Origin of the sequence: Vibrio pacinii DSM 19139 (assembly GCF_000711795.1) — a bacterium.
In the GTDB taxonomy this organism is placed as follows: domain Bacteria; phylum Pseudomonadota; class Gammaproteobacteria; order Enterobacterales; family Vibrionaceae; genus Vibrio; species Vibrio pacinii.
In genome coordinates, this window is sequence record NZ_JONH01000005.1 from 213,147 (window position 1) to 227,604 (window position 14,458).

Genomic DNA, 14,458 nt, shown 5'->3' on the forward strand with positions numbered 1-14,458 from the left:
AACTCGCGTGTTCGGACATCAAATGGAATGGAGTATTGCTGTGTTCACAAGTCGTTTTGAAGATTTTAACCTACGAGGAGATGCGTTTGGTGGGGTTACCACAGCGATCATTTCTCTGCCGTTAGCCTTAGCTTTTGGGGTTGCATCGGGGGCAGGGGCCGAAGCCGGTTTGTGGGGCGCGATTATGGTCGGCTTATTTGCCGCGTTGTTTGGTGGTTCAAATACGCTGATTTCAGAGCCGACTGGCCCTATGACGGTGATCATGACGGCAGTGCTGACCAGTATGATGGCCAAGTACCCAGAAACGGGTATGGCAATGACCTTTACCGTGGTGATGATGGCCGGGGCATTTCAGATATTACTCGGCACACTCAAGCTCGGTAAATACGTGACACTGATGCCTTACAGTGTCGTGTCTGGCTTTATGTCGGGTATTGGCGTTATCTTAATCATCTTACAACTTTCGCCTTTGTTAGGTCAGCCTGCGCCGCCAGGAGGCGTCACGGGGACGCTCTCTGCAATTCCTGACATTATCAGTAATATGAAGTTTAGCGAGTTGTTTCTTGGCTTATTGACCTTAGGCATTTTGTTTTTCTTCCCGCAACAGTATCGCAAGTACGTTCCTGCCCAGTTGGTGGCACTGGTTGCGGTTACCTTATTGTCGGTGATTATTTTCGATACTGATTCGATTCGTCGTATTGGTGAGATCCCTGCTGGTTTGCCATCATTGGTGATACCTCATTTTGACGGTGCAATATTTACTGAGATGGTGATTGATGCCTTAGTGCTTGGTACGTTGGGCTGTATTGATACCTTGCTCACCGCAGTTATTGGCGATTCTTTAACACGAAAAGAGCACGATTCAGATAAAGAGCTGCGAGGCCAGGGGCTTGCGAACATGATCTCCGGTCTGTTTGGCGCGCTACCAGGGGCCGGCGCTACCATGGGAACGGTCACCAATATTCAAGTTGGCGCGCGTTCTCCTCTATCCGGTGTTATTCGTGCGTTGGTGCTGGCACTGGTCGTGTTGGTCGCAGGCGGTTTAACCGAGCCGATTCCAATGGCGGTACTGGCCGGTATTGCTGTTTATGTCGGTTTTAACATTCTTGATTGGAGCTTTATTCAGCGCGCCCATCGTGTCAGCTTCTCTGGCATGGCGATCATGTATGGGGTGATGTTGCTGACGGTGTTCGTGGATCTTATCGCGGCCGTCGGTTTAGGGGTGTTTATCTCTAATATCATTATCATTGAGCGCTTAAGTCGCGAGCAGGCTCGTCAGGTTAAAGCGATCAGTGATGCCGATGATAATGATGTGCCGCTGACAGACAGTGAACGTAGCTTATTGGATAAAGCCAACGGTAAGGTGCTGTTTTTCTATCTTTCCGGGCCCATGATCTTCAGTGTTTCGAAAGCGATTTCACGTCAGCACTCAAGGATTAGTGATTATGAAGTGATGATCTTGGATTTAACCGATGTGCCTATGATTGATGTTACGGTAGGTCTGGCTTTAGAAAACGCGATCAAAGATGCGCAGGATGCCAATTGTCAGGTTTATCTCTTGTGTCCCAACGAGACGACACGTCAGCAGCTAGAGAAATTTCATGTGATCGATCTTATCTCAAGCCACAACAGTTTCAAGTTCCGTTATGAAGCGCTCAATGCGGCGATTAAGCATGTTAATGGTGAATTGCCACAGCTGCAGACTTACTAGCTTAGTCTGGCCCAAAACAGCGCCTTGGGAGTCATCTCAAGGCGCTGTTTTATTCTTGGTTAAGGCGAAAATATTATTTCCAAAACATTCGAAAGGTTTAATTGTAATCAAGGTATCCCAACGATAAACTGATTGACGTTTTAGTTTGAGCAATGGCAATACTATCTATGTACGCATTAGAAATAGAACAGCTGCGCAAAACCTATGCTGGTGGTTTTGAAGCGTTAAAAGGCATCAGCTTGAATGTGGCTAAAGGCGATTTTTACGCGCTATTAGGGCCAAATGGTGCTGGCAAGTCGACGACGATTGGGATTATTTCTTCACTGGTGAATAAAACCTCGGGCCAAGTGAAAGTGTTTGGCTACAACATCGATAACGACCTAGAACAGGCAAAACAGCATTTAGGTCTGGTCCCTCAAGAGTTTAATTTCAATCAGTTTGAAACGGTTGAGCAGATTGTCTTGCAGCAAGCGGGTTACTACGGTGTGCCTAAATCGCTCGCCAAAGAGCGCGCCAAAAAATACTTAACAAAACTCGATTTGTGGCAAAAGCGCGACGAGCGAGGAAGAAACCTATCCGGTGGTATGAAACGTCGCTTGATGATTGCTCGCGCGCTGATGCATGAACCACAGTTGTTGATTCTTGATGAACCGACCGCAGGTGTGGATATTGAGCTACGTCGCTCAATGTGGACGTTTCTTAAAGAGATTAACTCTGAACTTGGCATTACCATCATCTTGACGACGCATTACCTCGAAGAGGCAGAAATGTTGTGCCGTAATATCGGCATCATCAACAAAGGTGAGTTGATTGAGAATACCTCCATGAAAAGTTTACTCAGTAAGCTACAAGTGGAAACCTTTATTCTTGATCTCGAAGAGGGCGCACAACAGCCGCAACTTCAAGGCGTAACCAAGCAACAGATGGTCGCGGGCTCGCTTGAGATCGAAATTGACAAGACGCAGGGCCTCAATGACATCTTTGCTCAGTTATCAGAGCAAGGCATTAAAGTGTTATCGATGCGCAACAAAGCCAACCGATTGGAAGAGTTGTTCGTTAGTATTGTTCGTGAAGGGGACAAGTAATATGTATCGTCTATACTGGGTCGCTTTTCGCAGCTTATTAGGCAAAGAGATCAATCGTTTTACTCGTATTTGGGTGCAAACCTTAGTGCCGCCTGCGATCACCATGACGCTCTATTTTATCATTTTCGGTAACTTGATTGGTTCGAGAATTGGCCAGATGAACGGCTTCAGTTATATGGAGTACATCGTTCCGGGTCTGATTATGATGTCGGTGATCACTAACTCTTACTCTAATGTGGCGTCGTCGTTTTTCAGTGCCAAACTACAAAAAAATATCGAAGAGTTGCTCGTAGCGCCAGTACCTAACTATGTGATTATTGCGGGTTATGTGATGGGCGGTGTGACTCGGGGCCTACTCGTTGGCACCATCGTCACGTTTGTCTCTCTGCTGTTTGTTGATCTTCAGGTTGAGCACTGGGGGATTATCATTGCCACCGTTTTTATGACTTCGGTCGTGTTTGCTTTAGGCGGCTTGATCAATGCGGTTTATGCCAAAACCTTTGACGATATCTCGATCATTCCGACTTTTGTGTTGACGCCATTGACTTACCTTGGCGGGGTATTTTACTCGATTAGTCTGCTGCCTGAATTTTGGCAAGGGGTATCAAAGATTAATCCAATCGTTTATATGGTTAACGCTTTCCGCTATGGCTTCTTAGGGGTGTCAGATGTCGGCATTGTTACCTCATTTAGTGTGTTAACGGTGTTTGTGTTGGTGCTGTACGCGATTGCGCATTATTTGGTGACCAAGGGCATTGGTTTAAGAAGTTAGTGGATAAGGCTCGTCATTTGACGATCACAAGAAAATAAAAAGGGTTGGTGCTTTCGCGCCAACCCTTTATTTTATTTTGTTGTTTATTCTGTCTCTGAAGAAGATTCAGTGCTCTCTTCTTCTTTGCTTTCAATGACCAGATCAACCACTTGGTTATCAATCAGGCGTGCCTGACCTAAGAACGCTGACATCAGAATTACCGCTTGGGTGGTTTCTGCTGTGATCGCATGCAGTGTCCGGGCGTCTCGAATAAAGATCTCGTCGGGATGAAGACCAGCGGCACGTAATTGATCGCTGGCATCTTCAATCACAGAAGCGTAATCGTCGCGACCGCCACGGATTGCACTACTAATCCAACGCATGGTACGAGCCAGCACAGGCGCACGTTGGCGCTCATCAAGGGTGAGTAAACCATTACGTGAACTCATCGCCAAACCATCCATCTCGCGCACAGTGGCAACACCAATGATGTTGATATCCATCGCCAGATCGTCAGTCATCTTGCGGATCACGGCAAGTTGCTGGAAGTCTTTCTCGCCAAAACATGCCACATCAGGTTGAACGATGTTAAATAGCTTGGTTACGACGGTCGCAACGCCGCGAAAATGGCCCGGACGAGAGGCGCCTTCAAGCATGCTTGATAGCCCAGGAACCTCGACTGAGGTTTGGTTTTCGACCCCTTGAGGATAAATTACGTCAGCAGTAGGGGTAAAGACCAGTTCTACTCCTTCGGCGTTGAGTTTGCTTAAGTCATCTTCAAGTGTACGGGGATAACTATTGAGATCATCAGCGCGATCAAACTGCATCGGGTTGACAAAAATGCTCACCACGACAATATCAGCGTGCTCACGCGCTTTGCGAACCAAGGTCAAATGACCTTCGTGCAAGTTACCCATGGTAGGGACGAAAGCAATACTGCGTCCTTCACGTTTATACTGTTTGATCTGTTCGCGCAGTAGCGCAATTTCAGCAAAAGTTTGCATGGCAGTTATCCTTAAGCGATGGTGTGGGCGTCGTCAGGGAACGCGCCACTTTCAACATCTTGCTTGTACTTGGTCACGGCCTGGCGCATATCCCCTGTTTCAGTAAGGAAGTTTTTCGAGAACTTTGGCATGTAGTTCGCTGAAATTCCAAACATATCGTGCATTACTAAGATCTGGCCATCCGTCACATTACCCGCACCGATACCAATCACTGGCACCTCACACACTTCAGTGATTCGCGCGGCCAGTTCTTTTGGTATGCATTCTAATAAGATAATCTGCGCACCAGCTTCTTGCAGGGCGAGTGCATCACGAACCATACGGTCAGCTTTGTCTTGCTCGCGACCTTGAACCTTAAAACCACCAAAAATATTCACAGATTGTGGTGTCAGACCTAAGTGAGCACAGACAGGAACCGCGCGCTCTGTGAGCATTTTCACTGTGTCGACTAACCAGTCACCACCTTCAATTTTAACCATATTGGCCCCAGCGCGCATAAGCGTAGCCGCGTTTTCACACGCTTGCTCTGGGGTTGCATAGCTCATAAATGGCATATCGGCCATCAGTAGACAGTTAGGGCTACCTGCACGCACACATCGTGTGTGGTAAGCAATCTCTTCGACGGTAACTGGCAATGTGTCACGTGTTCCTTGCAGTACCATACCCAGAGAGTCACCGACTAACAGAACTGGCATTTCTTGGCTTTCAAACAACTGAGCAAAGCTCGCATCATAAGCGGTCGAGGTCGCAAATTTACGACCTTCTTGCTTCCAAGTCATCAGATCATTGATGGTAATTTTTTTCATGATTTTTCCTTACAGGAGTTGGCTATGATTGCCAAATACGCAGACCGTTTTGCTCAACGACTTGCAATAAGTCTTCTAGTCTGGTCCCACATGGGAGGGTTAAATTTGGTGCAATTTCCGCGAGCGGGTAGAGCACGAATTCACGCTCTTTCATTCCATAATGTGGAACGGTTAAACGCTCGGAATCGATCACCTCATTGCCGTAAAGAAGGATATCGAGATCAAGGGTTCTTGGCCCCCAGCGCTCTTCTTTACGGACGCGCCCTTGTTCTAGCTCAATTGCTTGGGTGCAATCGAGTAGCTCAAGTGGCGTTAATTCTGTCGAGATTTCAACCACGGCATTGATGTAGTCAGGTTGGTTTTGTGGTCCCATCGGTGTACTGCTGTACAGCGATGAGGCACGGACAAATTCTGACTTAGGTAATTGTTTTAAAGCATCAATGGCTGCGTGTGCTTGTGCGACAGGGGAGCTAAGGTTGCTCCCCAGTGCAATAAAGACCTGGCTCATGATGAGGCCTTAGGCTTCTTCTTACGACTGTTTTTACGACGGCGTTGCTTTGGTTGCCCTTCGCTGTCATCAAGGTCTGCAACCATGGCTTGGCGCATATTGCGCGCGGCACTTTGGAACACCTGCCACCATTTAGCTAATTGAGCTGTTTCTCCTTGCTCAACTTCGCCACGCATTTCTAGGAAATCAAAACCTGCGCGGAACTTATTTAGTTCCATTAAGCGGAAGGCGCGCTTGCCATTACGGCGAGGTAAGCGCAGCTGCAGTTGCCAGATTTCGCGAATGGTCGCGGTGTGGCGACGTGGAATCGCAATAGTACGTACTTGTTCATCAAGAATGTAATTGCTTGCTTCCATGATGGCATCGTAGAAAGAGAGCTTACGTTGTTCCATCAACAGTTTGGCTCGCTCTTGCAGTGGATACCACAACATAGCGGCAAACATGAAGGCCGGATTGATGCGTTTGCCTTCTTCAATACGTTGATCGGTAGAGTCCAGCGCTAGGTCTAGCATTTGCTCTGTCGGTGAAGAGTAGTCTTCAGTAAAGTGCTCTGCAATGATCGGGAACAGCTGTTGGAAAAGATTGTACTCACGCATTAGGTGGTAAGTTTCCAATCCATGACCAGATTGAAGCATCTTGAGCGACTCTTCATACAGGCGAGCAGCAGGAATATCTTGTAACAGCGTCGCGAGTTCTTCAATCGGCGCAGCAGTGTCTTCTTCAATATCGAAGTCCAATTTTACCGCAAAGCGGATCGCACGCAGCATACGTACAGGATCTTCGCGATAACGGGTTTCTGGATCGCCAATCAGACGAATTAATTTATCTTCGAGATCTTCCATTCCGCGCGCGTAATCGTGAATCGCGTAGTCGCTGATGCTGTAGTACATTGCGTTGACCGTAAAGTCTCGGCGTTCTGCATCTTCATCGATGGTGCCGTAGACATTGTCACGCAATAACATGCCTTCTTTTGACTGCTGAGCGACATTCTTGCTTGGCTCTTGGTGATGGCCTCGGAAGGTCGCCACTTCGATTATGTCGCGTCCAAACATGATGTGAGCAAGACGGAAACGACGACCGATCAAACGACAGTTTCTAAATAGCTGACGAATTTCTTCAGGTGTCGCGTTGGTTGCAATGTCGAAATCTTTCGGCTGTTGGCCAAGGAGCAAGTCACGCACGCCGCCACCAACAAGATACGCATCGAAGCCTGCACCATTGAGACGGTATAGTACCTTCAATGCATTATCGCTGATCTGTTTGCGCGAGATGTTATGCTCTTGGCGAGTAATAGTATTTAGAGCGAGCTCAGTAAACACTTTGGCTTCGCTTGCAGTATCATCAATTTTGTTCATGTGCATCTGGCAATAGTTGGTTGAGCCAACCTTGCTTTAAATTAATTTTTTAGGCCCTATCGGGGCGAATTTGCGGCTAATAATAGCTTACAGCGAGCGGTTTGAGAATATTGGTGTGATCTTCGTCGATGCGGGTAGTTGGGATAAGTGCCAATTATCAACGCCCCATTGAATGATCTCACCAATTGGCAAATCGCTAATTTCTTTATCAAAATCAAAACCTAACAATTGCATTGCGTCAAGTAGAGCCGGCTTAGGCTGGTCGTTGTCGAGCGCTTTTGCGTGGTTTTGTTTAGACAACTTTTGACCATTCACATCGAGTGCGAGTGGTAGGTGTAAATAGTTCACCGGAGCGACATCAAGCATTTTGTACAAGCTTATTTGCCGTCCTGTTGGTTCGATTAAGTCCGCGCCGCGTACCACTTCTGTTACGCCTTGGTCGATATCATCCAATACTACCGCGAGGTTGTAAGCAAACAATCCATCACGGCGTTTTATAATAAAATCTTCATCCGCCAGCGCGTTAGGGATGGTTAAGGCCCCATGACGTCTATCTTCAAACTGATAGACAGGGTGTGTCATTCTGAGTCGAATCGCACACTCATGATGATTGGTTAGTGTCAGCGTTCGGCAGGTGCCAGGGTAGAATCCCCCTAATGCTTTTATCTGCTTACGTGTACACTGACAATAATAGGCTTGCCCCGAGGCCAACCATTGCTCTATTTGTGCTTGATACAACGAGTGACGTTCGCTTTGATAAACGACGTTGCCATCCCAGTAGAGATGATACGCCTCTAGGGTCTTGAGGATCAACGAACTTGCACCAGGCATTTCGCGAGGGGGATCGAGATCTTCAATACGTACTAACCATTGGCCATGGTGTGATTTAGCTTGGAAATAACTTCCTAGGGCCGCGAGCAGCGAACCAAAGTGAAGTGGGCCTGATGGTGAAGGCGCGAAGCGACCAATATAACTCATAGCGTTTTATTTAGCATTAACAAACCAAAAAGGGAGCCAAAGCTCCCTTCAATAGTTATGGCAAAGGTTGAATTAACCTTGCATCTGCTTTTCTTTGATTTCTGCAAGTGTCTTACAGTCAATACAAAGGTCCGCAGTAGGACGAGCTTCTAGACGACGAATGCCGATCTCGACACCACAAGATTCACAGAAGCCGAAATCGTCTTCTTCGATTTTTGTTAGTGTTTTTTCGATCTTTTTGATTAAACGACGTTCGCGATCACGGTTACGTAGTTCTAAGCTAAACTCCTCTTCTTGAGAAGCACGGTCAACGGGATCGGGAAAGTTTGCTGCTTCGTCCTGCATATGGTGCACAGTGCGATCAACTTCTTCCCTGAGCTGGTTGCGCCAAGCCGATAAAATTTTTGTAAAATGAGCCAGTTGTTCAGGTGACATGTACTCTTCACCCGCTTTCGCTTGGTATGGCTCAACCCCTGCAGTGGCTAGGATGCCTAGCGCTTTTTTCTTTGATTCTGGCATGCAGCATCTCCTACTAATACCTAGTCAACTGCGCTCGCAGTCAATTTTAAGGCGGCTATCTATAGCAAAAAGAATCATTGGAGGCAAATACTGAAGAGTAAACTTATTGTCAATGTGAAGGTCACATCATTTTTTGTCGTTATTGACTAAATTTGAGTGACTTGACTAATCTCATCTCATTGCTTGAAAGCTGCGCCTTGTAGCACAAAACTTCCACTCCTTGTTCTTGCGCGTTTTTTAATAATTGTGAATATTCGGCGTCTATATGGTGTGCCGGAGAGACTTTTTCAATCCCTGAATGTAAAACAGTGAATAAAAGTACTGCTCTGCTTCCAGATCGAGCCATTTCGGTCAGTTCACGCAAATGTTTTTGACCACGGGTGGTGACGGCATCTGGGAAATAACCTTGTCCATTGGCAGCTAATAAAGTGACGCTTTTTACTTCTATATAACATGTTGGCTTACTTTGTGATTTGAGCAAGATATCAATCCGACTATTTTCATTGCCATATTTCACTTCAGTTTGCAGTTGTTGATAACCTTGCAGCTCGTCAATGACGCCAGTTTCGATCGCTTCAACGGCTAGTTGGTTGGCCCGAGCGGTATTAATACAAATCTGATGGCCCTGCTCGGTTTCACTCAACTCCCAACTGTTGGGGTACTTACGTTTTGGATTATCCGATGTCGAATACCAGACTTTATTGCCCGATTCGGCGCAGCCAGTCATCGCGCCTGTGTTGGCACAATGAATGGTACGTTGACTGCCATCCGGTAGGGTGATGTCGGCCAAAAAACGTTTATAACGCTTGATCAAAACGGCGGATTCAAGGGAGGGTTCAAACTTCATTAGGGACAGGCTACTGTTTTTATGTACAATATTTCCATTATTACACCACAAGGTTTCTCCATTGTCACAACTGCCTATTGAAGGCGTGATATCAGAATTGATTTCTGCTGTCCGCACTTGCTCGCAATTGATCCTTAAAGCGGCGCCTGGCGCGGGTAAGTCAACCTACTTTCCGTTGCAACTGCTCAAGCAAAAGGTAGTCGCAGGTAAGATGATCATGCTTGAGCCAAGAAGATTAGCCGCGCGTAATATTGCTCGTTATTTGGCCACGCAGTTGGGAGAGGACGTCGGTCAGCGCGTCGGTTATCGAGTGCGTGGGGAAAACCGAGTCAGTAATGACACACAGCTTGAGATCGTCACTGAAGGGGTGCTGACTCGAATGATTCAGTCGGATCCAGAGCTAACAGGCATTGATGTGGTGATCTTTGATGAGTTCCATGAGCGTAGCATTCATGCCGATACGGCATTGGCCTTTTGTTTAGAGATCCAAGAGGCTCTGCGTGATGATCTGAAATTGGTGGTGATGTCGGCAACGCTCGATCAACACGCCTTGTCTCGTTTGATGCCGCAGGCGCACTACATTGAATCACAAGGTCGCAGCTACCCGGTGGCGTATCGCTATGTGGCGCCATCGCCCAACCAGCGCTTAGAGGAGTTAATGGCCAAGCAGATACTGAGCTTGATGGCCAGTGAGTCTGGATCGCTGCTGGCGTTTCTTCCGGGGGTTGCGGCAATTAAACGGGTTGCACAACGACTTGATGGTTTAAGCGCAGACATTGAGGTTTGCCCACTCTACGGTCAATTAGACTTTGTCCAGCAACAAGCGGCCATTTTGCCTGCTCCTGCCGGGAAGAGGAAAGTGGTGCTGGCGACCAACATAGCTGAAACCTCATTGACCATCGAAGGGATTCGTCTGGTGGTGGATTGTGGTTATGAACGGGTGGCCAAGTTTGATCTTAAAAGTGGTGTGACTCGATTGGAGCAGGTGCGTATTGCGCAATCTTCGGCTGAGCAGCGCGCCGGGCGAGCGGGCCGAGTTGAGCCGGGTTTGTGTGTGCGTTTGTACAGTGAAAGCCAGTTAGCGCAGCAACCCTATGTGCCCCAAGCAGAGATTTTGCATAGTGATTTAGCTAATTTAGTGATGGAGTTAGCGCAGTGGGGAGCACAAGACCCGAGCGAATTGTCTTGGCTCGATGCCCCTGCTTCTGCCGCTGTCAATCAAGCGCGTGGTTTATTGACCCAGCTTGGCTTATTCGATGCGAAAGGTTCACTCAGTGATGCAGGAAAATTAGCGGGCCAGCTAGGGCTTGAGCCACGAATGTCGGCGATGCTAGCTAAGGCGGGTGGAGCGGTAACCACCGCGTTGGCCGTGGCGGCGTTACTGGAAGAGCCTGAGCGACAGATGATCAATTTTGTCCATAGTGTACAACGCTTTAAACAGGGGCAGCACAACCGACAAAAGCTCGTTTTGATGCGAGCCCAGAATTTAGCCCGTCGGATGGGCGTGCAATTTCGTCTTTGCGAGGTGGATGAAGGGTCGGTCGCTTGGCTATTGGCGCTCGCCTTCCCCGACCGCATTGCTCAGGCTCGATCTAATCAATTGGGCCGCTTTGTTTTGGCTAATGGTCATGGCGCCGAACTGCAAGACAGTGAAAAGTTAGCCGCGAGTGATTATCTAGTCGTGCTGGATCTGATGCGTAGTCACTCTGATTCTTCAATGATTTTTAGCGCGGTCGACGTGGATATCGCTGTTTTGCAAACGCGCTTTCCAGCGTTGTTTGACAGCGTACAGGTCGTGGATTGGGATGAGCACAAGGGGCGCTTAGTGGCAGAGCAGCAGACTAAGCTCGGCCGACTGGTTATCGAGCGCAAAGCCTTGCCGGAGCCCTCTAGCGAAAAAATGACTCAAGCTTTACTTAACTATATTCGTCGTAAGGGGCTGAGTGTATTACATTGGACGCCAAATAGCCGCGAGCTGCTCGAACGATTACGTTGTGGGCGTGAGTGGTTGCCAGAGCAATCATGGCCAGAGCTTGATGATCAAGGGTTACTTGAACATTTAGAACAGTGGTTAGCTCCCTACTTAAACGGCATTAATTCAGCCAAAGCGTTAACCAAGGTGGATTTACACGCAGCATTACTCGCGTATTTGGAGTGGCCGTTAAACCAACAGATTAATCAGTGGCTGCCAACGCATTATCAAGTACCAACAGGTAGCAACAAGAAAATTCGGTATCAACAAGGCCAAGAGCCCGTGTTATCGGTTCGTCTTCAAGAAGTGTTTGGCGAGCAAAGCTCTCCGGAGATTGCTCAAGGCCGTAAACGTTTAGTACTTGAGCTGCTATCTCCCGCGCAAAGGCCATTGCAAGTGACTCGCGACTTAGCCAGCTTTTGGGCTGGTGCTTACCGAGAAGTGCAAAAAGAGATGAAGGGCCGTTATCCCAAGCATGTTTGGCCTGATGACCCAGCCAACCATACCGCCACGACTAAAACCAAACGACAGTTAGATAAATGACCAAGAAAAACACCAGTAATAACAAAGCGAAGACGACCAAAAAAGCGCCGCGTAAACCTCATGCATCATCAACAAAACGTGCCACCAAGTCGCCGCAACGCCGCTGGTTAAAAACCGTGTGGAGTGTCGCTTGGAAGCTCGGTTTAGCGGTGTTCGCGATACTCGTCGTGGTGGGGATTTACCTCGATAGCGTCGTGAAGCAACGCTTTGAAGGGCAACTGTTTGATCTGCCGACCGTGGTTTATGCACGGATTCTTAATTTGGCGCCCGGTGATAATATCAGTATTCAAGAAGTGCGTAACGAGTTAGATGTACTTAACTATCGCAAGGTACGTCAACCTCATTACCCAGGAGAGTACTCATCTTCTGCAACGAAAATTGAGCTGATCCGTCGTCCGTTTGAATTTAGTGATGGGCCTGAGCCTGATCGCCGCGTGATGCTGCACTTCTCTTCTTCAGGTATAGAGCGCATTCAATCGCTAGAACAACGCGGTGAGTTAGGCTACCTGCGTATTGAACCTAAGATGCTTGGCATGCTAGAGAAAAACCAAGGTGAGCAACGTCTTTTTTTGCGTCGCGATCAATTCCCAGAAGTGATCGTTGATGCGCTATTGGTCACCGAGGACCGCAATTTTTATCAGCATGATGGTGTGTCACCGTTAGCCATTGCACGTGCGATGGTGGCGAACATTAAAGCGGGACGCACGGTACAAGGGGGCAGTACCTTAACCCAGCAATTGGCGAAAAACCTGTTTCTTTCTAGTGACCGAACCTTATGGCGGAAAATACGTGAAGCTTACATTGCGCTGATTTTGGATTATCGTTACAGCAAAGATCGTATCCTCGAGGCCTATCTTAATGAAGTGTACCTTGGCCAAAGTCAAGGCCAAGCGATTCACGGCTTTGGATTAGCCGCGCGATTCTATTTTGGTCAACCGATTCAAGAGCTACGTATTGACCAACTTGCTCTGCTCGTTGGGATGGTTAAAGGACCATCGTATTACAACCCTGTGCGTTTTCCTGAACGCGCAAAGCAGCGCCGCGATCTTGTATTAAGGCTGATGATGCAGCACGATATCCTAACCGCTCGCGACTATGATATGGCGGCGAGTCGTCCGCTGGATATTCAAGATAACCCTCGAACCGCGAGTCGTCAGCCAGCCTATTTTCAACAACTTAGTATCGAGCTAAAACAAAAAGTAGGTGATGCCTTTCAGGCGGATAGCGGGCTACGTGTGTTTACCTCTCTGGATCCTGTCTCGCAGCAGCAACTTGAGCGCGCATTGGCCAATAAGATCCCTCAATTAGCCAGTGTGGCAGGAAAAGAGCTCGAAGGCGCGGCAGTAGCGGTGGATCGTCACAGTGGTGAAATTCGCGCGATGGTGGGCGGGAAGCGTACTGGCTACGATGGCTTTAATCGGGCGCTTAATGCTCGTCGCCAAATTGGCTCGCTAGCTAAGCCTGCTGTTTATCTCACGGCATTACAGCAGCCAGAGAAATATAACTTAGCCACAACGTTACACGATAAGCCGATAAGTCTCAAAGGCAGCAAAGGGGATGTCTGGTCGCCGCGTAATTACGATCGAAAGTTCCGTGGTGATGTGCCGCTTTATATCGCGTTAGCTAAATCGCTCAATGTGCCTACTGTTGAGCTGGGGATGCAAGTAGGGATTGCTAATGTGGTCAAAACACTAGAGCGATTGGGTGTCGATGAAAATGAAATTAGCCCAGTGCCTTCGATGTTTTTAGGTTCGTTTACCCTGACGCCATTTCAAGTGGCGCAGATGTATCAAACCCTGACTAACTCAGGCAAACGTGCCGAGCTATCTGCGCTGCGATCGGTGATTGATCTCGAGGGTAATATTCTTTATCAATCTCTGCCAAGAGTAACCCAAACCGTTGATCAGCAAGCGGCTTGGCTGACAACCTACGCCATGAAACGTGGGGTGATGGAAGGGACAGGACGCTACTTAAATAACCAGTTCGCATGGGCGGCGCTAGCGGGAAAAACGGGTACCAGTAATGATACGCGAGACAGTTGGTTTGTTGGCGTTGATGGTCGTGAAGTGACGACCATCTGGCTTGGACGTGATGACAACAAGTCGACCAAGCTGACCGGTTCAAGTGGTGCGCTACGTGTGTATGCGGAATACCTCAAGCATCGTATTCCTGAGAAGTTATCTCTGCCTTGGCCGCAGGGAATAAGCACTCTTGGTTTTGCACAAACCACGCAAGGTAGCTTAAGTCTCAAGTGTGGGAGTGAATTCACATTGCCAGTTTGGGACGTTAATAACGCTCTGCAACAGCAATGTGACAACCAACCTAAACAGTGGCTGAAGAAACTATTTAGTTGGTAATGTTATTATGTTGAATATTAAT

At 47.9% G+C, this 14,458-nt stretch carries 12 protein-coding genes; 5 read left to right on the plus strand and 7 right to left on the minus strand.

What is annotated here, in order from left to right; genetic code table 11:
- Window positions 1-40 precede the first annotated feature (40 nt).
- From BS19_RS05405 to BS19_RS05415, 3 genes are all read left to right on the plus strand, one after another.
- Window positions 41-1,711 carry a SulP family inorganic anion transporter gene (locus BS19_RS05405; RefSeq protein WP_038173848.1) on the plus strand — a complete coding sequence of 557 codons (1,671 nt, stop codon included), beginning with the start codon at window positions 41-43 and terminating at the stop codon, window positions 1,709-1,711.
- 167 nt (window positions 1,712-1,878) lie between these two features.
- Complete coding sequence (locus BS19_RS05410) at window positions 1,879-2,796, plus strand: ABC transporter ATP-binding protein (protein WP_038173849.1); 918 nt, start codon at window positions 1,879-1,881, stop codon at window positions 2,794-2,796.
- Window position 2,797: 1 nt separating this feature from the next.
- Entirely contained in the window at window positions 2,798-3,568 is a 771-nt protein-coding gene (locus BS19_RS05415; protein ID WP_038173850.1) for an ABC transporter permease, read from the plus strand.
- Window positions 3,569-3,651: 83 nt separating this feature from the next.
- On the opposite strand, the gene panC is transcribed toward BS19_RS05415, so the two are convergent.
- From panC to sfsA, 7 genes are all read right to left on the minus strand, one after another.
- Window positions 3,652-4,551 (minus strand): pantoate--beta-alanine ligase, encoded by a 900-nt coding sequence (gene panC / locus BS19_RS05420; RefSeq protein WP_038173851.1) that lies wholly within the window; start codon window positions 4,549-4,551, stop codon window positions 3,652-3,654.
- Between the two features lie 11 nt (window positions 4,552-4,562).
- The gene (panB, locus tag BS19_RS05425; protein WP_038173852.1) at window positions 4,563-5,357 is read right to left on the minus strand and encodes a 3-methyl-2-oxobutanoate hydroxymethyltransferase; all 795 of its coding nucleotides are present in this window, start codon (window positions 5,355-5,357) and stop codon (window positions 4,563-4,565) included.
- Window positions 5,358-5,379: 22 nt separating this feature from the next.
- Entirely contained in the window at window positions 5,380-5,865 is a 486-nt protein-coding gene (gene folK / locus BS19_RS05430; protein ID WP_038173853.1) for a 2-amino-4-hydroxy-6-hydroxymethyldihydropteridine diphosphokinase, read from the minus strand.
- Window positions 5,862-7,226 carry a polynucleotide adenylyltransferase PcnB gene (pcnB, locus tag BS19_RS05435; protein ID WP_038173854.1) on the minus strand — a complete coding sequence of 455 codons (1,365 nt, stop codon included), beginning with the start codon at window positions 7,224-7,226 and terminating at the stop codon, window positions 5,862-5,864. The genes folK and pcnB overlap by 4 nt, the downstream gene beginning before the upstream one ends.
- Window positions 7,227-7,307: 81 nt before the next feature.
- Entirely contained in the window at window positions 7,308-8,198 is an 891-nt protein-coding gene (gene gluQRS / locus BS19_RS05440; RefSeq protein ID WP_038173855.1) for a tRNA glutamyl-Q(34) synthetase GluQRS, read from the minus strand.
- A gap of 72 nt (window positions 8,199-8,270) precedes the next feature.
- Window positions 8,271-8,717 (minus strand): RNA polymerase-binding protein DksA, encoded by a 447-nt coding sequence (gene dksA / locus BS19_RS05445; RefSeq protein WP_038173856.1) that lies wholly within the window; start codon window positions 8,715-8,717, stop codon window positions 8,271-8,273.
- A 139-nt stretch (window positions 8,718-8,856) separates the two neighbouring features.
- Window positions 8,857-9,564, minus strand: a complete 708-nt coding sequence (gene sfsA / locus BS19_RS05450) for a DNA/RNA nuclease SfsA (RefSeq protein ID WP_038173858.1) — start codon at window positions 9,562-9,564, stop codon at window positions 8,857-8,859.
- A 61-nt stretch (window positions 9,565-9,625) separates the two neighbouring features.
- On the opposite strand from sfsA, the gene hrpB reads away from it, so the two are divergent.
- Window positions 9,626-12,079 carry an ATP-dependent helicase HrpB gene (gene hrpB, locus BS19_RS05455; protein ID WP_038173859.1) on the plus strand — a complete coding sequence of 818 codons (2,454 nt, stop codon included), beginning with the start codon at window positions 9,626-9,628 and terminating at the stop codon, window positions 12,077-12,079.
- On the plus strand, window positions 12,076-14,436 hold the full coding sequence (gene mrcB, locus BS19_RS05460; protein ID WP_038173860.1) for a penicillin-binding protein 1B: 2,361 nt from the start codon (window positions 12,076-12,078) through the stop codon (window positions 14,434-14,436). The genes hrpB and mrcB overlap by 4 nt, the downstream gene beginning before the upstream one ends.
- Window positions 14,437-14,458 lie beyond the last annotated feature (22 nt).